A 24,304-nucleotide genomic window follows, 5' to 3' on the forward strand; every position below is an offset into this window, starting at 1 on the left:
CTTAAAATGGGCGACCCGGGATGAGTCGCGCGTTGGGTCGAAACCTAGGAATGGCACGCAGCGGCGTCAACCATCCACGGTAGTTTGTAACGCAGCGGTTACCAGATCATGGGGTAGGACCATAAGGCTGGCAGTCCGTGTCCAGACGATGGCCGGGGTGATCTTTCGATCCGGGTACAGCGGCGCGAGCGCCTGCGCATAGGCCCCCATTTGCCGCAATAGACCCAGTGGCACGGCCTGCGGTGTGTCGGGAACGACGGCATTTGTTTTTATGTCTGCGCAGATGATTTCGGATGGGGTGACCAGAAGACGGTCGATCACGCCATATAACACGCGGTCATCGCCCGGCAGGGGCGGCGCGCTGATGGCGACCTCGGACAATGTGCCGGGGGCAAAAACCTGCGGTAGCGTGTTGAGGGTGCCGACCGCCTCTTGGATCAGGTGATCAGGGTTCAAGTCGGGGTGGCTGTTGTTGGACCCGGCCAAAAGATGGCGCGCGGCTGCGTCCCAGTCTGATGGTGGTACGTCAGGCAGATGTTCCAACAACAGGTGGATCAATGTGCCACGCAGCTTGGCGATGTCTTCGGTCAACCCTTCGCCAGACAAGGCCTTGGCTCCGCCCAAGTCAGAGGGGGAGCGCGTTTGCGCCGTCGCAACCGGGCCGGGGGCCTCTGCGCGGTAGATCGCATTGAGCGGGGGCATCGGCGCGGCGACGGTTGGGGCGGTTTCGGTCGCGGCAGACCAATCCCCCGAGATAAGCTGCAAGCCTTGCTCACCGTCCATGGTCAGCGGCTCGGCGCCCAAATCACGCAAGCCCTCTTCGATCTTGCCGTACCACGAGGCGGTCGGGTCCTTGCCCAACTCTCCGGCGGCACCGACGATCAGCCAGCTTTCGGCCCGGGTCATGGCGACGTACAGCAGGCGGTCTTTTTCGTCCTGCTGCGCCATGGCCTTGGCTTCGACCTGTTCGGCCAGTTCCGGCGGGGTCAGGGACGCGCCGGGTTTCCACGTAAGCAGATCGTCCGGTCCCTCTACAAATCGGGGCGCGCCTTGGGCCTTGATGAACTGACACTCCGGTAGGATCACGACCGGGCTTTCAAGCCCTTTGGCCCCATGCACCGACATGATCCGGATCAGGCCGGCGCGGGCATCCATCTGCCGTTTGATCTTGATTTCTTCGGCGTCGAGCCACGTCAAAAAGCCGGTCAGGCTGGGCACATCGTTTTGCTCATAGGTCAGGGCCTGTTGCAGCAGCGCGTCCAGCGCCTCGATGCATTCATCGCCCAACCGCGCCCGAAATCTGCGCCGTCCGCCCATGCGGGCCAGCACCCGTTCGAGCAGCTCGTAGGGGCGCAGAAAATCGGCAACGCGCAGCAGTTCTTGCAGCTCGGTCACGGTGTTTTCTGGCGTGCCACGGCGGCGCAATGCCTCCCACAGGAAGGCTTTGCCACGGGGATGTGCGAGGCGGAACAGATCATCCTCAGACCATCCAAACAGCGGTGAACGTAGGACAGCAGCGAGAGACAGATCATCCTCGGGCGTCGCGAGAAACGACAAAAGCGCGGTCAAATCTTTGACTGCCATTTCCCCCGAAATCCGCAGCACATCCGCCCCCGCAAGCGGCAGGTTCCGCGCTTTGCATTTCTCAAGGATCAGGTTGAACAGTTCCTTACGGCGTTGCAGCAGAATGACGATATCGCCGGGCTGAACAGGCCTGCGTTCCTTGCCCACGGTGATCAGGGTGCGATCGCTCAGCATCTGTTCGATCTGTGTGGCGACCCGCTCTGCCATCAGCACTTTGGGGTCGTTGCGGGCGGGGCGATCCACAGGGTCAAACCACGCACGATCGGGGTCGGCCTCGCCCAGCGACGGGATCACGGGCCACAGGTCCACGCGTCCCGGTTTGTCTTCAAAAAATGCGGTGTGCAGCACCTTGGAGCCCGTACCGGGCGCGCGGCCATCGCCGCAGGTCGCGTCCACAAGGTTCAAAATCGTTGGGGCAGAGCGGAAGGAATATTGCAGCTCACGCGATTGGAAGGGCGCATCAACCGCCGCCAAACGCTCGGCAAATGTTTCTCGCATTTCGTCGAACTTTTCGGGGGCCGCTCCTTGGAACGAATAGATCGACTGCTTTTTGTCGCCCACTACGAACAGCGTGCGGGCCACATCTGACCGCGCGCCCTCGCCGCTGGCGAATTCGGCGGCCAAGGCGGTGATTACGTCCCATTGCACGGGCGAGGTGTCTTGGGCCTCATCCACCAAAATATGGTCGATCCCGCCGTCGAGCTTGAAGAGCACCCATTGCGCCACGTCTGAGCGGGACAAAAGTGCGCGCGTTTTCTGGATTAGGTCATCGAAGTCGAGCCAACCGCGCGCGGCTTTTCGGTCCTCAATCCGGGCAAGATAGGGCGCGGCAAAGGCATGAAGGGCTGCCGTTTGCGCCGCCGCAGCCTGCCTGCCACGCCGTTCATGGGCGGCGCGTGCAACCTCTTTAAGGTCCTCGATCATATCGGGATCAAGTTTTTTGAGGACGGGCGCGGTGACCGGGTTTTTGCGCAGCTCAAACTTGCCCGTCAGGAAGGTATTTAGGAACGCCTCGAACACCTCTTGCGAGGCGTGGTTCAGGTCAAGCGGCGCGAGCCGTTCGGCGAGGGCGACCATCGTCTTGCTGTCAACGCCCTGCAACGCGCCGCGCATCGTGTTGAAGTCATGCAAAACCTCGGGCGTCAGCGCCTGCGCCATGACATCGTCAGCTTCATCCAGATCAAAGGCCGCAAAGATATCAGCGCGGGATCGGGCGCGTGCGAAATGGTCGCGTGATTTGATGATCTGGGCGCAGAATTTTTCAGCGTCTTGGTCGGTCAGGTGCTGGGCGACATCGTCGAACAAGGCGGTGCCTTCGGGGGTAGCGACCAGTTCTTCTAGGGTTTCTGCGGCCAGCAAGGTGCCCGCGCGGTCGTCCATCTCTGAGAATTGGGGCGAGACACCAGCCTCAAGCGGAAATCGCCGCAGGAGTGAGGCGCAAAATGCGTGGATCGTTTGAATTTTCAGCCCGCCCGGGGTTTCTATCGCGCGGGCAAACAGGGTGCGCGCGTGGTCCAGCGGCACCTCAGAGCTGTCTGGCACACCCATTTCGGACAACTCGGCGCGCAGCTCCGCGTCCTCCATCATGGCCCACGCGCCCAGTTGTGCGAACAGACGGTTCTGCATCTCACCGGCGGCGGCCTTGGTGTAGGTCAGGCACAGGATACGCTCGGGCGGGGTGCCCTCAAGCAGCAGCCAAGCCACACGGTTTGTCAGAACGCGCGTTTTGCCAGAACCTGCGTTTGCGGAAAGCCACGTAGATGTGCCGGGGTTGGCGGCCGCGATTTGCGCGGCAGAGGCGGGGTGGGTCATGGCGCGTTCTCCTCCCGACCTACTCGGATCAATGTGGCGGGGGCGGTGTCGTCCCATTCGCCCCGGCGGGCAAGGTGCGCGTAGTCGCTTTCGTATGTCACGCCGTCCATTGCGCGGTGCGAAATGTAGCCCTGATCGGGGCTGTCGTAGCTGCGGATTAGGCGGATCAACCCGGCGCGTGTCTCAGGCAGTAGATCAACCTGCGTATCATCCACGACGGGGTTCATATTGACCTCAAGGTCTTTGGCCGCAGAGCCAAGCCCGATGTAGGTCATGCCCGCAACATCCCGTACCCCAAGGGTTTTGAAGCCACCGCCCTCAACGATCAGCGCCTCAAGCGGCATTTGACGGTCAAAGAATGTTTGCACCTTGGCCGATGGGATCTGACCGGTTTTGTAGTCATAAATCCACACACGCCCATCCGGCAGTGTGTCGATCCGGTCGGCTTCGGCTGACAGGGTAAAGTCAATTTCGGGCAAGGTGATGCGGCCGTGTTCCTCGGTCAGCGCGGGGGTCGCATGGGCCCTGCGTTCGGTTTCACGCGCCAAGAATTGAGGCGCGATCCGCATGAGTTTGGCGCGCCATAGGCGTCGGGCGGCGGGCCACGGGGCTTGCTCGGTTAGGGTATCTGTTAGGATGCGCTCAAATAGCGGTAACGGGTCTGCGGGCAGCCCGTCATGAGTGGCGGCCATAAACCGATCCATGACGGCATGGATGATCGTGCCGCGTAGCGGGGCGTTTGGCGTTTGGCGCAGGGGATCAAGGGCGCGCAGGTTCAGCACGTTGGCGGCATAAATGGCGTATGGGTCGCGGATCAGCGTCTGGATGCGGGTCACGGATAGTTGCCGCGGACGGGCGGCCAAAACCGGAGCAGGCGCGGGGCGCGGGGCGCGCGGGGTGGTGGCTTCGGGCCGGTCAAGCGCCTCTGCCTGAAGGGTCCAAGGGGCCGCGCGCTCTGTCATCGCCCTAAGCGCATCGGGGCCTTCGGGGGCCAATCCGCGCAGGAGGTTCGTCAGCCGGTTCAACCAACGGGAGGGCACGGTTTCCGCCTCCGCATCGCGCAAAGACCGCGTGAGCCAGACTTGTTTGCCTGCGATAGCCTGTTGGAAATCATGGGCCGATAGGCCGATGCGCCTGTCGGGTGTGCGCAGGCCCGCATCCATGCGCATTTTGCGGTTCATCCAAGGGTCCGGCGTCGGCAGATCAGGCCAGACACCATCGTTCAGCCCGGCCAAGATCACCAGATCGGCACCTTGGACCCGTGCCTCCATCGCGCCCCAAATCATCACGTTGCTGTGGCCGGTAAAGGGTTCGCGGACCTCACCGGCCTGTAGGACTGTCGACAGGATCGTGCCGTATTCCGCAAGGGTCATGTCCGGGCTATCTTGGCCTGCATCGGTGCGCAGGGCTGCGATGGTTGCGGCGGCCTCAATCCCCGGCGCCTTTTCCCACAACTCGCCCGCGCCAGCGGCGTCAGGCCCCGCGCACAGGCGTTCGCATAGTGCGATATGGGCGCGAAGATGATCCGCCAGTGGGCGATCCGGGGCTTCGGTGGCGCATAAATCCAAAAGGTCACACAGCCATGCGACCCACGTCGGCAAAGTCTCAGGCGTGGGTGTTTTGCGATCCGTCAGCCATTGGGTGACGGTGGTGCGGTCCGGAAAGGGGCACCCCCGGCGCAGCAGGTCGAGTTCAAGGTTACGTGTGAACAACAGATGCTGGCCCCGGTCATCGCGCCCCGAATGTGTCAGCGGGTGTTTGAGCAGCGCAAGAAGCCGCTCCGGCGTCATGGGGCGCCCCATCATTTGCGCAACCATGCGCAACAAGCGGCCCGGCGCGCTAAGGCCCAAGGGTGCGCCTGCGCTATCATCGGGGGTGATGCCCCATCGGTTCAGCGCGGATGTGACCTGCCGTGTCAGCACCCGGTCCGGTGAAATCAATGCCGCGCGCGTGCCATCCTCGACCGCTTGGCGCAATCGTAGGGCGATCGTGATGGCCTCCGTGCGTGGGGTGCGAGCCTCTAGCAGGGTCATGCCATCGGTGGCCGCCGCAAGGTCAGGGCGCAGGGCGGGCCCCTCGGCGCGCCATTGGTCCGTTACGGGCGCAGGCCGCAGCGCGAGCGACAACAGCCGCGTACGCTCTGGCGCATTTGGGCTATGCGCGGACCATTGCGGCAGTTGCGCAGGATCAATGCCGACCCCATCGCACAGGGCCGCGTAGCGAAATTGCGGATGATCCTCAGAGCCTTGCGCCACGAGGCCACGCCACAACGTGGGCGAGAGCGTTTGGTCCACGCCGGGCAGAATCAGCGCGCCTTGGGGTAGGCTTGCGATCCGTTCCATCAGTCGCAACGTGGGACCGCGCGACCCGGTTGAGCCGGCCACAAGGATCGGATTCTGCGGAGGGTGCGCATCCCAGCGGGCAAAAAGCGCGTTGAGTGCCGCGGCTTGGCGGGCTTCGGGGGTGATCAGTTCAGGGTGCGTGCCATCAAGCGCGAGGTAGCGCGTGACGATGTCGAGAAAGGTCAGCGAGCGTTCCCAATGTGCCGACAACGTCCCGGTCTCAATCGCCTTGAGGGCGGATGTGGGTACGCGTTCTTCCTGCATCTCGCCCAGCAAATCGCACAGGCTGCCCGCCAGGTCGAAGGCCGCGCTGCGCGGGGCCAAATCCGGTGCCGCGTCCAGCAACCTTCCGACCAAATGTGACACGGTCAGCCGTAGGTGCAAGGGCGAGACAGCGTTTGGCAGCGGGTTGGTCGGGCACAGTGCGGCTGGATCGCTGACCAGCAGCAACTTAGGCAAAAAGCCGTGGCCGGTCGCGAGGAAAACTTCGCGCAAGCGACGCTCCATCCGGCGAGTGTTCACGAGGATCGTGACCCGCGCGATTGCTTCGGGCGGTTGCCCAGCAAGCCGTGTGCGCAGTCCAGCTACCAACGCTTCTGAGAAGTCGACGCCAAGGGGTTCGGCAAAAACGCGCGGTGTGTCGGATGGGGGAAACAAGGTCATGGGCGCGTCTGCTCCCGCAGCATGGTTTCAGCGAGCGTGATACCCTCCGGGTGGCCAACATCGGCCCAGTGGCCGGGATGCACAACGCCGTGTAGGCGCCCTTTGGCGGCCATCGGTGCCCATAGTTCCCGTAAGGAAAACACCTGATCCGTGATGTGCGCAAGGCCTGCGGTTTTTACGATCCCGGCCCCGGTATAGACCATCCCGTCTGCGTCGCGGACCAGCGCGCCGCTTGACGTGATCGCAAAGTCGCCGCCGCCTTTGCGGCCATGCGCGCGGTCGAGGGGGACCAGAAGCAAAAGCCCATCCATCCGGGTTGGATCCCATGCGGCGCGTAGCGTCTGCGCCGCCGATGGGCCGGTCCAAACCGCGTCTGAGTTCAGGGTCATGATCGGATCAGGCCCAAGCAAGGGCAAGGCGTTGCGCAACCCGCCGCCGGTTTCCAACACCGGGCCAGGTTCGACCACGCAGGTCACATGGGCTTCGGTCGCGAGGTTTGCCTGAACTTGTTGTGCATGGTGGTGGGCGTTCACGACAATCTGGGCAGGTAACGCTGCGCGGGCTTGTTCTAACGCATGATCCAAAAGGGGGCGGCCCGCGACGGGGATTAGCGCCTTTGCCGTCGTTTCCGTCAGCGGTCGCATCCGGGTGCCAAGCCCTGCTGCAAAGATCATAACATTCATCGCCGGGCCTTGATTTGGGCCAAGTGATCGGCGTCGGGCGCGGGCAGTGCCGCGCAGAGTGTGGCCAGTGGCGCAAGGTCAGGATGGGCAAGACAGGTTTGCAAATGCCCCCAGACACGGGGCAGCAGCGATAGGTAATTGGCCTTGCCGTCGCGCACCCAAAGGCGGGCGAAAACGCCCAGAATTCGTAGGTTTCGCTGCGCCCCACAAAGTGCAGCTTGTTGGGTGACAGCGTCCACGGTTTGGCCAGTTCCGGCGGCAAAATGAGCAATCATGGCCGTGTGAATGGCTGGGTCCACATCGCGGCGCGCATCCAGCGTCAGCGACACCAGATCATAGGCGAGCGGCCCAAGCATCGCATCTTGGTAGTCCAACAGCCCAACCCGGGAAAGGCCGCTGCGATCCGGCAGCCATAGCAGATTTTGCGCGTGATAGTCCCGTTGGATCATACCCATCCGCTCGGGCAAGATATCAGCGGCGAGGGCGCTAACCGTGTGGGCGATTTCGGTTTCGAGCGCTTGGCTCGGCGCGTACCAGACCGCTGCCAGTGCCGCGAGTGGGCCCATCGTGGCTGCGTCATAGGGGGCAAGACCCGGCGCAGGTGTTTGGTGGTGCAACGCGATCAAAACGTCCACGGCGGCGGTGTACAGCTCAACCTCCATCTCGGGGGCGCGGGCGAGCGTGTCGGCAAAGAGGTCATCGCCCAGATCCTCAAGCAGTAGCAGCCCTGCCGCCACATCTTGTGCATAGATTTCAGGCGCACTTAGCCCGGCGTCGCGCAGTCGGGTTGTGATGTCGACAAAGGGGCGCACATCCTCACCCGCGCTTGCGGGCGCATCCATCAAAATGGCGCGGCGATTGTCCTGCACCAGCCGGACATAGCGCCGATTTGAGGCGTCTTGTTGCAAGGGCTGTTGTTTGGCGGTGGCCCATTCGGTTTGGGCCAAAAAGGCTGTGATGTCGTCTGCGCGATCAGTCATTCAGCGCGCCTTCGATTTTTGTGCGCAGGGGGCCGTGAGGGCCGGTGATCATGAGTGTCCGCGTGTTGTCATCATCCGCATGCGCAAAGATCAACGTGATGGCGCCAGCTGGGGCGGCGTCGCCCAAACGGTCAGGCCATTCGATCAGGCAAATCGCGGTTTGCCATGCCTCATCTAGGCCCAGCTCAAACACTTCGTCCGGCGCGGTGAGGCGATAGAGGTCAGCATGCCAAATCTCGTCCGTGCCAGCGATATAGGTCTGCACCAAGGTGAATGTGGGCGACGGCACATCCTCGGGTGGCTGGTCCGCATTGGCTTGCAGCGCGTGGATGACAGAGCGTGCAAAGTGCGACTTACCAGAGCCAAGCGGCCCCTCAAGGAGAAGCGTGTCCCCCGGTGTCAGTCTGGCGGCCAGCCGTTCGGCAAATGCAGCGGTGGCCTCGGGCGAGGGGAGGAGCGTTTTTGACGTCATGACACAGACATAACGAGCCTGCGTCCCCAGCCGCAAGAGCTGTTACGATGATGATGTGGCGGAGGTCTTTTGCTTGCGCTTTTTGGTCGGGGTTGCGTCAACAATGACTTGGTCCGGTGGCGCAATGGCGGGGGCTTTGCCTTTTTCCAGAAAGCCAACAAGGGTCATGCCACCGGCGAGGGGCGAGACGCGTATATGCAACATCCGCCCGTCGCGTAGAATGATCGTGTCGAACCATTCCGCCCGTTTGCTGAGCGAACCCACAAAATCGCGCAATTCGCCCCAGACCGGGCTGGGCGCGCTATTTTCCTTCCACAAGGCGATAGCGTCGGCCGCGGACACCTCCGTCAGGGAGAACCGAGGATCATGTTCCCACATTTCGGAGTAGCGTGCGTTGGACAGGGTCAGTTGGCCTGCGGGTGTGAACACGACAATCGCCTCATCGCCGCTGTCAAAAACGGATTGAAACATCTCTAACTCAGCGCGGAACCTGCGGGTCACGGATATCTCGGCGCTGATGTCCTCGATCAACAGGGCCACGGCACCGTCTGCATGGGGGCGGCCCGTGACGCGAAACGTTTGACCGGATGCAAGGCTCCAGGTTTCCTCATAGGTGCCGGTGCCTTCGGTCCGCTCTAGCTTGGTTAGGCTATCGCGCCACGATTTGTAGTCCTTTGGTTCGGGCAGGCGTTGGCGTTCACGCAGGTGATCAAAGAATACGGCAAGCTTGGGGCGTTGCGAAAGCCAAGCCCCGTCCAGATCGGTAAGGTTTATCAATGCAGGGTTAAACAAGGCCAACTGGCGGTCCCTATCAAAGATCGCGAGACCGGTAGGCAGGTGTGCGAAGGTCTTGGTAAGCGTTTGGATAAAGTTGCGCAAATTGTCCTCTGCGCGGACGACCTTATCCAAGGGTGTGGCGTGAATGTAGCGGTTGCCGGACACCGGTTCACTGATGGTGAGCTCGAACCAAAGGCTCGTCATCTGGTCATCGCTGGTGATTTTGCGACGTAGGCTCCCGGCTGTTACGGTGGCTTCCTCGGGGAAAATGCGGCCAATCGGCCAAACGCTGGCAGCGGCTTCTCCTTTTTGCTCTGCAAGGCGTTGGCGATAGGCGGCATTGGCCCAAATAATCTGACCTTGCTCATCCTGACACCAGCTAAGCGCGGGGGCGGTTTCGGCTGCCGCACGCAAATTCGCCATGTCGCGGGTCAGACTGTCGAGCGTAGATTGGTCAATGCGCACCGTGTCTTGCGCGCGGTCCGCCGCCGAGACGGTGATGCGCAGCAACTCACCATCACGCACACCTAAAACGGTCATCCGGTCTTTGCCCATCGTGCCGTTCAGGCGAAAGGCGCGACCATCTTTGCGCAACCCATTTAGTGCGTCGCTGATGCCGTCGATGAGGTCAGCAAGGGCTTCTTCCAGCGATTCCCATGCGGTGAGGTGATCTACTGGGGTTGGGATAAGAAATCCGGCACCGCCTGAATGTTCCAGCAAATACCCATCCCGAAAGATAAAGCGTCGGGGTTCGGCGAGCACATCATCGGGTGCGTGTACCGGGCCCGTGCGTACCCGCGGGGCAAGCAAAAGGATGGCAAACAAAGCGGCCAAAGTTGCACAAAAACTTACAAATAAAAGGAGGCCCATAAAGAGTGGATCCATGAGCATTGCATTGCCTTCCTTTAAAACGCCCTCCTTTTTAGGTGAGAGGTGGTTAATAAGGGGTTAACGCTGCTCAGGTTGGCTTAACTATCGATCAATCAACTGGTTCTCACCGAGGGGGCCCATCACGTCGGTAGCCTCCATCACGACGGCCTTACGCGGCCATGTGACATCGACAATCGCGCCCGATCGATCACCGCGCTCCTCGTTTGTCAGGAACGGGTCTGTGCCGTTGGCAAACGCAACCTTGGCGCCGGTCCGCTCCAAAAGGGTTTTGGCAATAAATAGGCCCAAGCCCATCCCCTCATATCCTTTGCGCTGGCTCACCTCACGGGCGGGTTTGCGACGGCGCAGGAAAGGGTCACCGATGCGCCGGATCAGTTCGGGCGGATAGCCCGCACCATCGTCAATCACTCGAATTTGCACCATATTTTGGTTCCAATGCGCGTCGATCCAAACGCGACTATGGGCAAAGTCGACCGCGTTTTGCACCATGTTGCGTAACCCGTGCAAAAGCTCAGGCTTTCGCTGAAGATTGGGCTGCTTTTCATCGCCGCCAATCAGCGGTGTGAAGGTATATAGCAGTTCAATCCCGCGGTCCGAGTGGGGCTCTGCGGCCTCTTTTACCAGCCCCGAAATCGGCACAGAGCGGACGTGTAAATCATCCTTACCGGCGCGGCCCATTGATCGCAAAATGTCGCGACAGCGGTTGGCCTGCTCGCGGATGAGTTCGGCGTCCTCGCGTAGGACTTGGTCGTCCTGAAGCTCTTCTACCAACTCGGAACTGACCAGCTTAATTGTCGCCAAAGGCGTGCCCAATTCGTGGGCTGCTGCTGCGATAACGCCACCCAAATCCGTCAGGCTTTGTTCCCGGGTGAGGGCCATTTGAGTTGCGAAAAGAGCGTCTGACATTGCGTTGCGTTCCTGCGTGACGCGCTGTGCATAGGCCGACAAAAACAAAGCGCCCACGATGATTGCGACCCAAAACCCCCACAGGTAAATTTCCGGCATCTCAAGGATGAAACCCTCCTGCGTGCGTAATGGCACGTGGAAGACGCCGAGCGCAGAGATCAACACAAACGTGACGCAGCCCAGGAAAACGGTGGACCGCAGGGACAGCGCGGTTGCCGAAATAGTGACCGGAGCGATGAATAATAAGGCGAAGGGGTTGTTCAATCCGCCCGTCAGAAACAGCAGAAATGTCAGTTGGGCCACGTCGAACAGTAGTGTGAGCATTGCGTCGCGGTCGCTGAGGCGCTGGTTCACGGGGAACACAGTCATGGCGAGCAGATTGGCGATGACCGATGATCCGACCGCCAAAAAACACAGGCCTAGTTCTACGCGCAATGTCAGGAAAAAGCTTGCAATAACAAGGGTGACCGTTTGGCCTAATACAGCCAACCAGCGCAGGTTGATCAGCGTCCGCAATCGAATACGATCATCCCGCGCGCCGCCGGAAAAGGGGTTGTCTGCCATGCTCATGGCTCCGAAGGGAGGGTGCGGGGCGGCGAGACGCAAGGGTTTTTTTAACAATGATGATGCGGTTTTGTGCCTCGGGGCATTTGACCAATGTGTTAATTCCCCATAGCGTGCATGAAAAAAACAGCCCAGGAGTGACCGCAATGGCTGAAAACGAAGCAAGGGATTTGGGGGCCGATCGTACGCTGTTACTGGTGGACGACGATGAACCGTTTCTGAGAAGACTAGAGCGCGCAATGGACAAGCGCGGCTTTGAGGTTGAAGCCGCCAGCAGCGTCGCTGCGGGTATCGCTATTGCGACCGCGCGCCCGACTGCATACGCCGTTGTCGACTTGCGGCTTGAGGATGGCAACGGGCTGGATGTTGTTGAAACGCTGCGTGAAAAGCGACCCGATGCGCGTATCGTGGTTTTGACCGGTTATGGTGCGATTGCGACCGCTGTGGCAGCCGTCAAAATCGGCGCGACAGATTACCTGAGCAAGCCTGCGGATGCGAATGACATCACCAATGCGCTGTTGGCCAAGGGCGATGAACTGCCCCCGCCACCCGATAACCCCATGAGCGCGGATCGCGTCCGGTGGGAGCATATTCAGCGGGTATATGAACTATGTGATCGCAATGTCTCAGAGACCGCGCGGCGTCTGAACATGCACCGGCGCACGCTTCAGCGTATTTTGGCGAAACGCTCACCGCGATAGCCTTGATATTACTGAGAATTAACGCAGCATGGCGCTCATTAAGATTTGAGCGCTATGCAGTCCAATGATACCTGGCCTTAAACAAGCTTGCGACAACGTTGATTAAGCGATGCGATGCCAGTCATACGTGGCTCAACAACCAACGCTTAAAGAGCCGTAAGCGCTGTGTTTCAGCGCCCTCTGGGTGGACTATCCAATAGCCAAGACCTTCGGTCGGTTTGGCGAAAACCTCGACTAATGTGCCATCTGCTAAATCGCGTCCGATAAGCGACCGCGATTGGATCGAAAAGCCCAGTCCGCTGCGCACAGCCGCGAGTACAAGCCCATTCGTCGCAAACGTCCGCATCCGAATATCGGGCGCGTGAAAGCCAAAGTCGCGTACAAGCACATGGTGTTCGCCCGGTATGTCGTTGGTCACCCACACGACATCGCCCAGCTCTGCCATGTTGCGTACGGGCTGTGCTGGCGCCAATTGCGGGGCGGCGACGACGATAAATTCTCCGGTCAACAATGGCGTGGCGGTCAGGGCGGGCCACGCGCCGTGCCCGTAACGAACCGCGCAATCCACAAGGTCGGTTTTGAAGTTAACCAATGCATTGTTCGGCAAGATCGCCAGTTCAATATCGGGGTGTTTCGCCCAAAAGTCCGAGACGCGGGGCATTAGCCAATTTTCTGCAAATGCCAGTGTGCAGGAGAGCGTGAATGGGCGCATGGCGGTGATGTCGGACAGGCGTGCGCAGCCCGCGCCGATTGTGTCAAACCCTTCGGTCAAGTGCGTAGCCAGCAGCGCGCCTTCGGGCGTGGGTGCCATGCCCTGACCAGCACGGGTCATGAGGGTTTGGCCAAAGTGTTTTTCGAGCGCGCGTACATGTTGTGCGATTGCTGCGTGCGTGACGTTGAGCGTGCGAGCCGCCTCAGAATAGCTGCCCGTGCGTACAGCAGCATCGAAGGCCCGCAATGCGGGAAGAGAAGGAAGCGCGCGCCAGTCGATCATAGATGTAAGTTAGACTTACATTCTCGAAATTGTCGAGAGTCGCTTTGGCAAAGGCACAAGGGTACATCAAAGACAGATTTGCCATAGGAGGCCATGATGTTTACCAGAGCTCTTGAGATATTTTTTCCCGCATCTCGTCCGACACAATGGGAGATGCCACGGTGTGCCAAGCACCCATGCCCAATAGACCCGGATACAGCCTATAAAATCCATCTAGGTCAGTGGAGCCTTTATCGTTAAAGGTCGAAGCGTTTCCAAACCTTATCAACGATTTGCCCGTCATCTAGCTGATAGTCCTCAACATACTTCCAATCCCGAAACCCGCGGGATTGATAGTAGGGCAGGCCGCTTTCGTTGTCGGCGCGGATATGGGCATTGATCCATCTGTACCCGAGTTTTGAGGCGGCTTTCTTGGTCGCCTCAAACAGCGCAGAACCGATACCCATTCCGGATTTATCTTGCGCGACGTAAGTGCCGATGTCGCATGCGTCGTCTGGAATTTGATCCCATGGTGCGATCAATTGGAACCCTACGATGTCACCCCCGCTTTCAGCGACTGTCCAAGCAGACCGCGCGGGGGCTTTGGCCATCCAGCCGCGGATAAATTCTGCATCCACAGTTTGTGTCAGGGCCGTAGTGCCGCCGGTTTCAATGATGGGGTTCAGTAGTGCGGCCATTGCGGCGGCGTCAAACAGCTGGGCAGGGCGCGTGGCGATCATAGGGCCTCCATCAATTGGGCGTGGCGTGCAGTGAATGCATGGCGGACCTCCAGTGGTGGGCGCAACGCGATGCTTAGGCCTTCGGTTATCGTGGGGTCTGGGGCGCCGAACAATTTGTCCGCCTCTGCCTGCGTAAAGCCCGCGATTTGCGTCGCCTCTAACCAAGCGCTGATGCGGTCCGCCTTTTTGATCTGTTTCTTTACGGCGGCCGGGACCTGCGCGGGCACTCCAAACCGGATGTGAATGGCCGCCTGTAGTTTGTCGTCCAGCTTGCCATACCCAGGGCCAACTGCGGCTTTTACCGGGGAGATCATATCGCCGATCACATATTCAGGTGCGTCATGCAGCAGGGCGGCCAATTGCCATTTCACCGGAGCATCCGGGTTCAGCCGTGAATAAAGCGTTTCAACCAATAGGGAGTGTTCAGCCACGGAATAGGCGTAGTCGCCTTGGGTCTGGCCATTCCAGCGCGCTACGAACGCGAGGCCATGAGCGATATCCTCAACCTCAATATCCATCGGAGTGGGGTCGAGCAGATCAAGGCGACGCCCCGAAAGCATACGTTGCCAAGCGCGGGCAGGTCGGGCCATGTCTACCTCATTCATTAATCAGCGATGCGCCGCGGCATGACTGACGGTTTTTTGTGCAATCACCATGGTCACACTCTGTCCGGCACGCAAGGTTAGGCGCTAGATCGCCGCGGTCATGCGCAACCATAGACCCTACATGTTTTCAGTGTTATGGCCCCCGTCAAGAAGATCAACCCGAGAGGAGCCGCCCGGATGGCGCTTGATTATATCGTAAAAGACATCGCTTTGGCCGCATTCGGCCGCAAAGAATTGGACATCGCTGAGACCGAGATGCCCGGCCTGATGGCCCTGCGTGAGGAATACGGCGCATCCCAGCCCCTCGCCGGTGCGCGCATCGTGGGCTCGCTGCACATGACAATCCAGACAGGCGTTCTGATTGAAACGCTGGTCGCACTGGGTGCGGATGTGCGCTGGGCGTCATGCAACATTTTCTCAACCCAAGATCACGCAGCTGCCGCTATCGCCGAAGCCGGTGTGCCGGTTTTTGCCATCAAGGGCCAAACCCTTGAGGAGCATTGGGACTACTTGGACAAATCGTTCATGTTCCCCGAAGGTCCGAACCTGATCCTTGATGATGGCGGCGACGCGACGCTCTACATCCTGCTTGGCGCCCGCGCAGAGGCCGGTGAAGAGATCATCCCCGTACCGCAGTCCGAGGAAGAAGCTGTCATCAAAGCCCAAATCGCCAAGCGTTTGGCTGCGAGCCCCGGTTGGTTCACCAAGATGAAAGAACAGATCCGCGGCGTGTCCGAGGAAACGACAACTGGCGTGCACCGTCTGTATGACCTGCACAAAAACGGCCAGTTGCCCTTCCCCGCGATCAACGTGAACGATTCCGTCACTAAGTCGAAATTCGACAACAAATACGGCTGTAAGGAATCGCTCGTCGACGGCATCCGTCGCGCCACGGACACAATGCTGGCCGGTAAGGTCGCGGTTGTGTGTGGTTACGGTGACGTTGGCAAAGGGTCTGCGGCATCGCTGCAAGGTGCGGGCGCGCGGGTTAAAGTGACCGAAGCTGACCCCATTTGCGCGCTGCAAGCCGCGATGGACGGATTTGAGGTCGTTCTGCTGGAGGACGTCGTATCCTCGGCGGATGTGTTCATCACCACGACTGGTAACAAAGACGTGATCCGCATCGAACACATGCGTGAGATGAAGGACATGGCGATCGTTGGTAACATCGGTCACTTCGACAATGAAATCCAAGTTGCGGCACTGAAAAACCACAAGTGGACGAACATCAAAGATCAGGTGGATATGATCGAGATGCCCTCGGGCAGCCGCTTGATTCTGCTGTCGGAAGGTCGTCTTTTGAACCTTGGCAACGCAACGGGCCACCCATCGTTCGTGATGTCCGCATCCTTTACCAACCAAGTGTTGGCGCAGATCGAGCTGTGGACCAAGGGTGACGAATACCAGCCCGGCGTCTTTATCCTGCCCAAGCATCTGGATGAAAAAGTGGCCGCGCTGCACCTTGCTAAAATCGGCGTGAAACTAACGAAGCTTTCCAAGGATCAGGCCGACTACATCGGTGTGGCCCAAGAGGGTCCTTTCAAGCCCGAGCACTATCGTTACTAAGCCATTTAAAATGGTTTTCTGCGGGGTCCCAGCTTGGGGCCCCGTTTTTTGTGCGTGGCTTTTGGTTAATTTCTCTCTTTGAGAACCGCGGAACAGCGGCTAGCGTGGCATGGCCGCTCCAATTAGGGCGGATGCATGATCCAACAGCTGGGAGACCAAATATGGGTAAGCGTGACGAATTGATTGCAAAATACGCAGATGATTTGAAAACAAAAATTGGTGTAGAGCCTGACATGGGCCTTTTGGAAAAGGTCACGATTGGGTGCGGGCCAGCCATTTACAATGCCGATGCGGCGACTGTGGCCTCTTCTCAAGAGGCTGAACTTGAGACCGTAAAAAACAACTTTTTGATCAAAAAGCTGGGGTTGGCCGATAGCCCTGAGTTGATGGACGGCATCAATGCCGTGATCGAGCAATACGGAAAATCCGAGCGGAATAAGTATCGCGCGGTGGTGTATTATCTGTTGACCAAGCACTTTGGCAAAGAAGCCGTCTACGCGTAGATCGCACGATAGGCTGACACCAAGGCCACGCCTTTGCGCGTGGCCTTTTGCGTAACTTACAACAAATCCTTCCTACTATGGTTTTGATTTGTCTCGGGCTTTGGGTTAGTGAATGCGTGTCCGGACCAGTATGGCCGGGCCCTCAGTTACGCGCCTCAGCTTGCAGGCGCCATGTCCGCGGGTGGTGCAGTCGAGCACGCGGGTGGCAGGAGGGTCCCGGGGGGTCGGGGCCCTCCTATTTTGTTTGTCGCGTTTCGTGCGGACTTGCAGCGCGCACAAATAATCCCCAAATATTTTGTGAGGCTCGCCGAGCTGTGTGCCAAGATGGGCGCGGCAAGGGTGAGTGCTTTGAGAAGGAGTAGTGCTCATGGACTTGGAGAAGTTCACGGAGCGGTCGCGCGGTTTTTTGCAGGCTGCTCAAACAATTGCGATGCGCGAAAGCCATCAGCAACTGGCCCCCGAACATGTGCTAAAGGCGTTGATGGATGACGACCAGGGGATGGCATCTAACTTGATTTCGGCCGCTGGTGGCAACGCAAAACGCGTGGCCGAGGCCGTTGATAGTGCCATTGCCAAGCTGCCCAAGGTCAGCGGTGACAGTGGTCAGACCTACATGGATCGCACGCTCGGGCAGGTTCTGTCCGAGGCGGAAAAACTCAGCAAAAAGGCCGGCGATAGTTTCGTCACGGTTGAGCGGATTTTGATGGCGCTCAACATGGTGAAATCCAAAGCCAAGGATGCACTGGATGCGGGCGGCGTGAATGCGCAAGGCTTGAACGCCGCGATCAATGAGATCCGCAAGGGCCGCACCGCCGATAGCGCCTCTGCGGAGGACAGCTATGAGGCGTTGAAGAAGTACGCAACTGACCTGACCGAGGCGGCGCGTGCAGGCCGCATTGACCCTATTATTGGGCGGGACGAAGAAATCCGCCGCGCGATGCAGGTGCTGAGCCGCCGGACTAAAAACAACCCCGTTCTGATCGGTGAGCCCGGCGTTGGCAAAACCGCCATCGCCGAGGGTTTGGCGCTTCGGATCATCAACGGTGACGTACCGGAATCGCTGCGCAACAAGACGTTGATGGCGCTTGATATGGGCGCGCTGATTGCTGGTGCGAAATACCGTGGTGAGTTTGAGGAACGGCTCAAGGCTGTGCTGAACGAAGTGACCGCGGCTGCTGGCGAAATCATCCTGTTTATCGATGAAATGCACACGCTTGTCGGCGCGGGTAAATCCGACGGTGCGATGGATGCGGCGAACCTGATCAAACCTGCGTTGGCGCGGGGAGAGTTGCATTGTATCGGCGCCACCACCCTCGATGAGTATCGCAAATACGTCGAAAAAGACGCGGCGCTGGCCCGGCGTTTTCAAACGCTGATGGTCGAAGAGCCGACTGTGCCGGACACGATTTCGATCCTGCGCGGCATTAAGGAAAAGTATGAACTGCACCACGGCGTGCGGATTTCCGACAGCGCGCTGGTCGCCGCCGCGACGCTTTCCCAGCGCTATATCACGGACCGTTTTCTGCCCGATAAGGCGATCGACTTGGTGGATGAGGCCGCATCGCGGCTGCGGATGGAGGTCGACAGCAAGCCCGAGGAATTGGACGCGCTGGACCGTGACATCCTACAAAAGCAGATCGAGGTAGAGGCCCTGCGTCTTGAGGACGACACCGCTTCTCAAGATCGGTTGAAAAAGCTGGAGGCCGAGGTGGCGGACCTGCAACAGCAGTCCGCTGAGATGACCGCCCAGTGGCAGGCCGAGCGTGATAAACTCGAAAGCGCGCGTGGGTTGAAGGAGCAGTTGGATCGGGCTCGTGTCGATCTGGATGCGGCCAAGCGCGAAGGCAATTTGGCCCGTGCGGGAGAGCTGTCCTACGGCGTGATCCCGCAATTGGAAAAACAGCTGTCTGATGCCGAAAACCGTGAGGATGAGGTCCTTGTGGAGGAAGCCGTGCGCCCCGAGCAGATCGCTTCTGTGGTGGAGCGGTGGACCGGCGTGCCTGTGTCCAAGATGCTGGAGGGTGAGCGCGAAAAGCTGCTCCGGATGGAGGAAGAAATTGCCTCACGCGTGATTGGGCAGACCCAAGCGGTGACCGCCGTCGCCAATGCTGTGCGCCGTGCGCGTGCGGGTCTGAACGATGAAAACCGTCCCTTGGGCAGCTTTCTGTTCCTCGGCCCAACTGGTGTGGGCAAGACCGAGTTGACCAAGGCTTTGGCTGAGTTCCTGTTCGATGATGACAATGCGATGGTGCGCATTGATATGTCCGAATTCATGGAAAAACACGCGGTTTCGCGGCTGATCGGTGCGCCCCCGGGGTATGTTGGCTACGATGAGGGCGGTGTCCTGACAGAGGCCGTCCGGCGCAGGCCCTATCAGGTCGTGTTGTTCGATGAGGTCGAGAAAGCCCACCCAGATGTGTTCAACGTTCTGCTTCAGGTGTTGGATGATGGTGTGCTGACCGATGGGCAGGGTCGCACTGTCGACTTCAAACAAACGCTGATTATTCTGACCTCGAACTTGGGTGCACAGGCGCTAAGCCAGCTTCCCGACGGTGCCGACGCAGCGGAGGCCAAGCGCGATGTGATGGATGCGGTCCGCGGTCATTTCCGGCCTGAATTCCTGAACCGTCTGGACGAAACGATCATCTTTGATCGTTTGGCGCGTGCCGACATGAATGGCATCGTCGATATCCAACTAAATCGCCTGACCAAGCGGCTCGCGGGGCGCAACATCGTGCTCGAACTGGATGACGCGGCCAAGACATGGCTTGCGGATGAGGGTTACGACCCTGTGTTCGGCGCCCGGCCGCTAAAGCGCGTGATCCAGCGCAGCTTGCAGAACGAGCTGGCGGAGATGATCCTATCGGGTGATGTGGCCGACGGCGCGGTGGTGCCGGTCAGCGCCAGCAGTGATGGTCTGCTTGTGGGGGATCGGATCGCCCGAAGCGACCGCCAACCGCGCCAAGAGGCCGTTGTGCATTAATTGTGAAACGAGGCCCAGAACCGCTGGGCCTCGTTCATTTTATGGGGTGGCGATGTATCTGGAAGCAAGCGAGCAGCTGGACGTTTTGCATTCTATGCAGGAAGTCTTGTGGCAATTGCAGCGTGATGAAAAGAACCGCACTAACCTAAAATGGGCTACGATCGCCCCCAAAAAGCTAAAACTCGCGGGGCCGCATGACTTATTGGAGCGTGTGCGGGGATTGTCTAGCCGCATGGAATCTGCAGGTCCTAACATCCAAATCCCTGAATCGGAGGTGCTAAGCTTTCGGGAGCTATTCTCGGTCTGAAACCAGTTTATGCATTTCGAGCCCCAAAGCTGGCTCATTCAGGTGGACTGGCTTTTGACACACATTTCGACTGGTTCACGCTTGGCTGAGCGTGTCGCGACGGACGACTATTCATTGCGACACCTGTCCCAACAGCAACAGATTGAAGTTCGAAACATATGTCCAAAAGTTAAGGCAAGATGCTCGGAGCTGCAGGTTAAGCCCATGTGAAAAGGCCCCGGATCGCTCCGGGGCCTTCGTCTTGTGAGCTGTCTGAGGCAAGCAGACAGATAGCCTTACATGTCTGCGGGCAGGATCACCTTATCGATGACGTGGATGACACCGTTCGATGTCTCGATGTCAGCGGTGGTGACGTTCGCGTCGTTGATCATCACGCCATTGTCGAGGTCGATTGTGATCTCACCGCCCTGTACGGTGGCGGCTTTCATGTCGTCCACAAGATCGGTGGACATCACTGTGCCGGGCACGACGTGATAGGTCAGAACCGCGATCAGCTGCTCTTTGTTCTCGGGCAAGAGCAGGCTTTCGACCGTCCCTGCGGGCAGGGCGGCAAAGGCCTCATCGGTGGGGGCGAACACGGTGAACGGGCCTTCGGATTTCAATGTGTCCACTAGGTCGGCCGCGCTGACGGCGGCGACAAGTGTTTCAAAGGTACCTGCGCCGACGGCGGTATCGACGATGTCCTTTTTGCCCATGCTGCCAGCAAAGGCAGGCAGGGTCAGGGCGGTTGTGGCGGCGATGGCAAGTGCTGCAGTGCGAAGCATAGTTTAATTCCCTTTTGTTGTTTGGCCGCCGATGATCGGCAGGCTCGTGTGCAAAAAACACACAAGACAAATTGGGGCGAAAATATAGGTTTCAAGGGCGCACACTTGGCCGTAAGCGGCGATTTGCCGGTTTTGGGGTCACGTTCACGTGAGCCGGCGGGAGCAGAATTGAGTCCTTGTGAACCACATGGGCGCGTATCACTGTTCGATCAATGGCTTGGAGTTCGACATGATTTTTATGGAAACCGCCGCGTGGGCGTTGCAGATTTTGGCGCTGTTGTTTGTGTTGATTATCGGCGTGATGGTCGCTGCTGGGGTGGTTCTGTTCGTCATCGACCGGTCACAAACTTCTGATGCGATCCGACGCAATTACCCGATAATCGGTAGGTTTCGCCATATCTTCTCCGAACTGGGCGAATTCTTTCGCCAGTATTTCTTTGCGATGGATCGAGAGGAACTGCCCTTCAATCGCGCGCAGCGGGATTGGGTCAAACGGGCCAGTGAGGGCCAAAGCAACACGATTGCCTTTGGCTCGACCCGCAACATTTCGGCGCCGGGGACGCCCCTGTTCGTGAACAGCCCCTTTCCCCCGCTGGATGATCAATTCGCCAAGACCGAGCCGATGATGATCGGCCCCAATGCGCGTGTGCCCTATGTGGCCAAATCGATTTTTAACCTCAGTGGTATGTCCTATGGCGCGATCTCAAAACCTGCGGTTTTGGCCCTGTCCCGTGGCTGTGCTGAAGCGGGTATTTGGATGAATACCGGTGAGGGTGGCGTGTCGCCCTTTCACCTTCAGGGCGGGGCCGACCTTGTCTATCAGATCGGGACGGCCAAATACGGTGTCCGCGATCAGGACGGCAATCTGAGCGACGAAAAGCTGCGCGAAATCGCGGCACATCCGCAGATTGCGATGTTCGAGATCAAGCTCGCGCAGGGGGCTAAACCCGGCAAGGGCGGTATCCTGCCCGGTGAAAAGGTGACCGCCGAGATTGCGGCCATTCGGGGTCTTGCCGTCGGCCAAGACGGGATCTCTCCGAACCGTCACCGGGAGGTGAATTCATGGGCGGATTTGCTCGATCTTGTGGCGCGCGTGCGGGATGTTTCGGGCAAGCCTGTCGGGATCAAGGCTGTTGTCGCTGCCCGCGAACCGTTTGAGGAATTGTTCGCCGAGGTCCTGCGACGCGGTCCCGAAAGTGCGCCAGATTTCATCACCATCGACGGCGGCGAAGGCGGCACCGGCGCGGCACCCATGCCCTTGATGGACCTTGTGGGGATGTCCATCCGCGAAGCCCTACCGATGGTCAGCAACCTGCGCGATAGCGTCGGCCTGCATGACCGCATCCGGCTGGTGGCCAGTGGTAAGTTGGTCAACCCCGGTGACATCGCATGGGCCATGGCGGCGGGCGCGGACTTTGTGGTGTCTGCGCGCGGGTTCATGTTCGCCTTGGGCTGCATTCAGGCGCTAAAATGCAACAAAAACACCTGCCCCACAGGGATCACGACCCACGATCCGCGTTTTCAAAAGGGCCTCGTGGTGGGGGATAAATTCCGCAAAGTTGCGCGCTACGCCAAGGGCGTTGTCCATGAGGTGGAAATGATTGCCCACTCCGTCGGCGTATCCGAGCCGCGCCTGATGCGGCGGCGACATGTGCGAATTGTGCAACCCGACGGGACCTCAGTGCCGATGCATGAGCTGTTTCCCCGCGATCTCCCCTCAAAAAAGGTGCCGACAATCCCCATATAAGGTGGAGAGAGGAGACGAAAAATGGCGATTAAATATCATGAACACGCAACCCAGCCGGTGTTTGAAATCGAAGTGGCGGGCAAGATTACGCAGGCCGATATGGACAGTGTTCTGCCGCGCCTAGAGGCGTTCCTTCAGCGTCACGGCAAGGTCCGTATGGTTGAGGTGATCCCCACCTTCGAAGGCTTCGAGTTGAGCACCATCTGGGAGGGCATCAAGTTTGACGTCGCCCATATTCGTGACATTGACCGGGTGGCGGTGGTCACGGATGTTGGGTGGATCGGCGGGCTCACGCGGGCATTGTGCCGCGTGTCGCCCCTCGAAATCCGGGTGTTTGACATGGCAGACCTTGAAGCCGCCCGCGCATGGGTCGAAGCCCCCTAGATCATCGATTTGATCGCCGCCACGTGGTCGGCTTTGGCTTCGGGGATCAGCGCATGTGCCGCCTCTAGGGGGTTGGTTTCCAAACGGTCCACCAAGCCCCAGATCAAGGCCTCATCGGCGGTGATCTTTTGTCCTGCCACAAGGATCATCTTGGCTCGTGCCGGGCCGACCAATGTCGCAAGGCGGCGCGGATCGGAGGGTTGCGGCAAGAAGCCCAGTTTTGCCACGGGGTAGAAAAATTTGGCATGAGCGGGTGCAAGACGCACGTCGCAGGCCAAAACCATTCCAAACGCCCCGCCCGCCAGTGTCCCGTTCAGGGCGGCGATGGTCAAGCATGGCAGGCGCACAATCGCGCGAGACAATTCTTCCCATAGGGGCGACAGGGCGAGGCCTGCTTTGGCTTCCTCTAGGTCGGCTCCGGCCGAAAAGACTTTGTCGCCTCCCCCCGTCAGGATCAGGGCGCGCAGGTCGGCCTTGTCCGCCATTTTCACCACTTGGATCAAATCGGCCAGCATTTCGGACGTGAGCGAATTGGCTTTGTCGGGGCGGTTAATTGTGAGGGTCCAGATGTCCTCGCGTTGGTCGAGCTCAATCATGCGCCCAATCCAATCCGTGCGCGGATATCCGCATCCCGAAGTGAGATTTCTTCACCCGCAAACGCGTCCGCATCGGCAGAGCACATCCACATCAACGCGCGCGCAGGCCAGTCCGCCGGTATGTGATCCTCCCACTCTAGGGCGGCGACAGGGCCGACGCCGGAGGCCTTGATTTCATGCTGCATCTGCGTTGCGACCGTGCCAGGGGACAGGCCCATGATCCGCAGGCCCGGGTTTTCGCGGTGCGCGCAGCGGGTCAGCATGGCGGCCCCTGCTTTTGATGTGCAGTAGTGACTCCAACCCTCTAGCGCGTTGTGGGCCGCCCCCGATGAAATGGTGATGATCGTGCCGCCTTTGCGCATCTGCGGGATCGCCGCGCGCATGCCGTAAAACACCCCCTTAAGGTTGATATCGATCACTTGGCTCCACGCGTCGGGGTCGCTGTCGGCCAATGATGCGATCGGCTCAATCACACCTGCGTTGTTGATGACCACATCAAGACTGCCAAACTCACGCGCGGCGGCGGATATCGCGGCCTCTACTTCCCAATAGCGGGCCACATCACAGGGGATGGCTAGCGCGTTTGGACCAATTTCACCCGCAATTTCCGCAACTGCGTCACCGTTGCGCGCCAGCAGCGCGACTTGCGCCCCAGCAGCGGCCATCATCCGCGCGGTTGCCTCACCAATGCCTCGGGACGCACCGGTAATCACCACGCCCTTGCCCGTCATATCCATTCTGTCGCCCTCCCGGATGCGCCT

At 59.5% G+C, this 24,304-nt stretch carries 20 protein-coding genes; 7 read left to right on the plus strand and 13 right to left on the minus strand.

What is annotated here, in order from left to right:
• Positions 1 to 66: 66 nt before the first annotated feature.
• The 7 genes from addA to regB all read right to left on the minus strand — a co-directional run bounded on the left by addA (position 67) and on the right by regB (position 11,674).
• Positions 67 to 3,396 (minus strand): double-strand break repair helicase AddA, encoded by a 3,330-nt coding sequence (addA, locus tag PM04_RS08140; RefSeq protein ID WP_038005609.1) that lies wholly within the window; start codon positions 3,394 to 3,396, stop codon positions 67 to 69.
• Positions 3,393 to 6,401: a double-strand break repair protein AddB gene (addB, locus tag PM04_RS08145; RefSeq protein ID WP_052068357.1), complete on the minus strand. Its 3,009-nt coding sequence runs from the start codon at positions 6,399 to 6,401 to the stop codon at positions 3,393 to 3,395. The genes addA and addB overlap by 4 nt, the downstream gene beginning before the upstream one ends.
• Entirely contained in the window at positions 6,398 to 7,084 is a 687-nt protein-coding gene (locus PM04_RS08150; RefSeq protein ID WP_038005611.1) for a nucleotidyltransferase family protein, read from the minus strand. Before PM04_RS08150 ends, addB begins: the two co-directional genes overlap by 4 nt.
• A complete protein-coding gene (locus PM04_RS08155; protein WP_038005613.1) occupies positions 7,081 to 8,064 on the minus strand; it encodes an aminoglycoside phosphotransferase family protein in 984 nt (327 codons plus the stop codon). Before PM04_RS08155 ends, PM04_RS08150 begins: the two co-directional genes overlap by 4 nt.
• Entirely contained in the window at positions 8,057 to 8,536 is a 480-nt protein-coding gene (gene tsaE / locus PM04_RS08160; protein WP_038005614.1) for a tRNA (adenosine(37)-N6)-threonylcarbamoyltransferase complex ATPase subunit type 1 TsaE, read from the minus strand. The genes PM04_RS08155 and tsaE overlap by 8 nt, the downstream gene beginning before the upstream one ends.
• Positions 8,537 to 8,578: 42 nt before the next feature.
• Positions 8,579 to 10,183, minus strand: a complete 1,605-nt coding sequence (locus PM04_RS08165) for a PAS-domain containing protein (protein ID WP_161785697.1) — start codon at positions 10,181 to 10,183, stop codon at positions 8,579 to 8,581.
• 102 nt (positions 10,184 to 10,285) lie between these two features.
• Positions 10,286 to 11,674 (minus strand): sensor histidine kinase RegB, encoded by a 1,389-nt coding sequence (gene regB, locus PM04_RS08170; protein ID WP_038005616.1) that lies wholly within the window; start codon positions 11,672 to 11,674, stop codon positions 10,286 to 10,288.
• Between the two features lie 146 nt (positions 11,675 to 11,820).
• Here regB and PM04_RS08175 point away from each other — a divergent pair, with 146 nt between their 5' ends.
• Positions 11,821 to 12,375, plus strand: coding sequence for an ActR/PrrA/RegA family redox response regulator transcription factor (locus PM04_RS08175; RefSeq protein ID WP_038005987.1), 555 nt, complete (start codon positions 11,821 to 11,823; stop codon positions 12,373 to 12,375).
• A 121-nt stretch (positions 12,376 to 12,496) separates the two neighbouring features.
• On the opposite strand, the gene PM04_RS08180 is transcribed toward PM04_RS08175, so the two are convergent.
• From PM04_RS08180 to PM04_RS08190, 3 genes are all read right to left on the minus strand, one after another.
• Positions 12,497 to 13,369 carry a LysR family transcriptional regulator gene (locus tag PM04_RS08180; RefSeq protein WP_052068354.1) on the minus strand — a complete coding sequence of 291 codons (873 nt, stop codon included), beginning with the start codon at positions 13,367 to 13,369 and terminating at the stop codon, positions 12,497 to 12,499.
• A gap of 236 nt (positions 13,370 to 13,605) precedes the next feature.
• Positions 13,606 to 14,088, minus strand: coding sequence for a GNAT family N-acetyltransferase (locus PM04_RS08185; RefSeq protein ID WP_038005618.1), 483 nt, complete (start codon positions 14,086 to 14,088; stop codon positions 13,606 to 13,608).
• Positions 14,085 to 14,678, minus strand: coding sequence for an HD domain-containing protein (locus PM04_RS08190; protein WP_038005620.1), 594 nt, complete (start codon positions 14,676 to 14,678; stop codon positions 14,085 to 14,087). The genes PM04_RS08185 and PM04_RS08190 overlap by 4 nt, the downstream gene beginning before the upstream one ends.
• 192 nt (positions 14,679 to 14,870) lie before the next feature.
• On the opposite strand from PM04_RS08190, the gene ahcY reads away from it, so the two are divergent.
• The 4 genes from ahcY to PM04_RS17985 all read left to right on the plus strand — a co-directional run bounded on the left by ahcY (position 14,871) and on the right by PM04_RS17985 (position 20,052).
• A complete protein-coding gene (gene ahcY, locus PM04_RS08195) occupies positions 14,871 to 16,259 on the plus strand; it encodes an adenosylhomocysteinase (RefSeq protein WP_038005622.1) in 1,389 nt (462 codons plus the stop codon).
• Between the two features lie 161 nt (positions 16,260 to 16,420).
• Positions 16,421 to 16,762, plus strand: a complete 342-nt coding sequence (locus PM04_RS08200; protein WP_038005624.1) for a DUF2853 family protein — start codon at positions 16,421 to 16,423, stop codon at positions 16,760 to 16,762.
• Between the two features lie 367 nt (positions 16,763 to 17,129).
• Positions 17,130 to 19,745 (plus strand): ATP-dependent chaperone ClpB, encoded by a 2,616-nt coding sequence (gene clpB / locus PM04_RS08205; RefSeq protein WP_038005626.1) that lies wholly within the window; start codon positions 17,130 to 17,132, stop codon positions 19,743 to 19,745.
• Positions 19,746 to 19,797: 52 nt separating this feature from the next.
• Positions 19,798 to 20,052 carry a hypothetical protein gene (locus tag PM04_RS17985; RefSeq protein ID WP_038005628.1) on the plus strand — a complete coding sequence of 85 codons (255 nt, stop codon included), beginning with the start codon at positions 19,798 to 19,800 and terminating at the stop codon, positions 20,050 to 20,052.
• A gap of 275 nt (positions 20,053 to 20,327) precedes the next feature.
• Here PM04_RS17985 and PM04_RS08215 read toward each other — a convergent pair whose 3' ends face one another.
• Positions 20,328 to 20,816 carry a fasciclin domain-containing protein gene (locus PM04_RS08215; protein ID WP_038005629.1) on the minus strand — a complete coding sequence of 163 codons (489 nt, stop codon included), beginning with the start codon at positions 20,814 to 20,816 and terminating at the stop codon, positions 20,328 to 20,330.
• Positions 20,817 to 21,054: 238 nt separating this feature from the next.
• Between PM04_RS08215 and PM04_RS08220 the strand changes: the two genes are divergently transcribed.
• Positions 21,055 to 22,563, plus strand: a complete 1,509-nt coding sequence (locus PM04_RS08220) for an FMN-binding glutamate synthase family protein (RefSeq protein ID WP_052068371.1) — start codon at positions 21,055 to 21,057, stop codon at positions 22,561 to 22,563.
• 21 nt (positions 22,564 to 22,584) lie between these two features.
• Positions 22,585 to 22,947: an STAS/SEC14 domain-containing protein gene (locus PM04_RS08225; protein WP_038005631.1), complete on the plus strand. Its 363-nt coding sequence runs from the start codon at positions 22,585 to 22,587 to the stop codon at positions 22,945 to 22,947.
• Here the strand turns inward: PM04_RS08225 and PM04_RS08230 are convergent.
• Entirely contained in the window at positions 22,944 to 23,543 is a 600-nt protein-coding gene (locus PM04_RS08230; RefSeq protein ID WP_038005633.1) for an enoyl-CoA hydratase/isomerase family protein, read from the minus strand. The two genes, PM04_RS08225 and PM04_RS08230, sit on opposite strands and share 4 nt — an antisense overlap.
• A complete protein-coding gene (locus PM04_RS08235; protein WP_038005635.1) occupies positions 23,540 to 24,280 on the minus strand; it encodes an SDR family oxidoreductase in 741 nt (246 codons plus the stop codon). The genes PM04_RS08230 and PM04_RS08235 overlap by 4 nt, the downstream gene beginning before the upstream one ends.
• Between the last annotated feature and the right edge of the window lie 24 nt (positions 24,281 to 24,304).

Origin of the sequence: Thalassobacter sp. 16PALIMAR09 (assembly GCF_000765485.1) — a bacterium.
GTDB lineage: Bacteria > Pseudomonadota > Alphaproteobacteria > Rhodobacterales > Rhodobacteraceae > Thalassobacter > Thalassobacter stenotrophicus.

Coding starts and splice junctions, on each gene's coding strand:
- addA (WP_038005609.1), bottom strand. CDS start 3,396: ATGACCCACCCCGCCTCTGCCGCGCAAATCGCGGCCGCCAACCCCGGC.
- addB (WP_052068357.1), bottom strand. CDS start 6,401: ATGACCTTGTTTCCCCCATCCGACACACCGCGCGTTTTTGCCGAACCC.
- PM04_RS08150 (WP_038005611.1), bottom strand. CDS start 7,084: ATGAATGTTATGATCTTTGCAGCAGGGCTTGGCACCCGGATGCGACCG.
- PM04_RS08155 (WP_038005613.1), bottom strand. CDS start 8,064: ATGACTGATCGCGCAGACGACATCACAGCCTTTTTGGCCCAAACCGAA.
- tsaE (WP_038005614.1), bottom strand. CDS start 8,536: ATGACGTCAAAAACGCTCCTCCCCTCGCCCGAGGCCACCGCTGCATTT.
- PM04_RS08165 (WP_161785697.1), bottom strand. CDS start 10,183: ATGGGCCTCCTTTTATTTGTAAGTTTTTGTGCAACTTTGGCCGCTTTG.
- regB (WP_038005616.1), bottom strand. CDS start 11,674: ATGGCAGACAACCCCTTTTCCGGCGGCGCGCGGGATGATCGTATTCGA.
- PM04_RS08175 (WP_038005987.1), top strand. CDS start 11,821: ATGGCTGAAAACGAAGCAAGGGATTTGGGGGCCGATCGTACGCTGTTA.
- PM04_RS08180 (WP_052068354.1), bottom strand. CDS start 13,369: ATGATCGACTGGCGCGCGCTTCCTTCTCTTCCCGCATTGCGGGCCTTC.
- PM04_RS08185 (WP_038005618.1), bottom strand. CDS start 14,088: ATGATCGCCACGCGCCCTGCCCAGCTGTTTGACGCCGCCGCAATGGCC.
- PM04_RS08190 (WP_038005620.1), bottom strand. CDS start 14,678: ATGGCCCGACCTGCCCGCGCTTGGCAACGTATGCTTTCGGGGCGTCGC.
- ahcY (WP_038005622.1), top strand. CDS start 14,871: ATGGCGCTTGATTATATCGTAAAAGACATCGCTTTGGCCGCATTCGGC.
- PM04_RS08200 (WP_038005624.1), top strand. CDS start 16,421: ATGGGTAAGCGTGACGAATTGATTGCAAAATACGCAGATGATTTGAAA.
- clpB (WP_038005626.1), top strand. CDS start 17,130: ATGGACTTGGAGAAGTTCACGGAGCGGTCGCGCGGTTTTTTGCAGGCT.
- PM04_RS17985 (WP_038005628.1), top strand. CDS start 19,798: ATGTATCTGGAAGCAAGCGAGCAGCTGGACGTTTTGCATTCTATGCAG.
- PM04_RS08215 (WP_038005629.1), bottom strand. CDS start 20,816: ATGCTTCGCACTGCAGCACTTGCCATCGCCGCCACAACCGCCCTGACC.
- PM04_RS08220 (WP_052068371.1), top strand. CDS start 21,055: ATGGAAACCGCCGCGTGGGCGTTGCAGATTTTGGCGCTGTTGTTTGTG.
- PM04_RS08225 (WP_038005631.1), top strand. CDS start 22,585: ATGGCGATTAAATATCATGAACACGCAACCCAGCCGGTGTTTGAAATC.
- PM04_RS08230 (WP_038005633.1), bottom strand. CDS start 23,543: ATGATTGAGCTCGACCAACGCGAGGACATCTGGACCCTCACAATTAAC.
- PM04_RS08235 (WP_038005635.1), bottom strand. CDS start 24,280: ATGGATATGACGGGCAAGGGCGTGGTGATTACCGGTGCGTCCCGAGGC.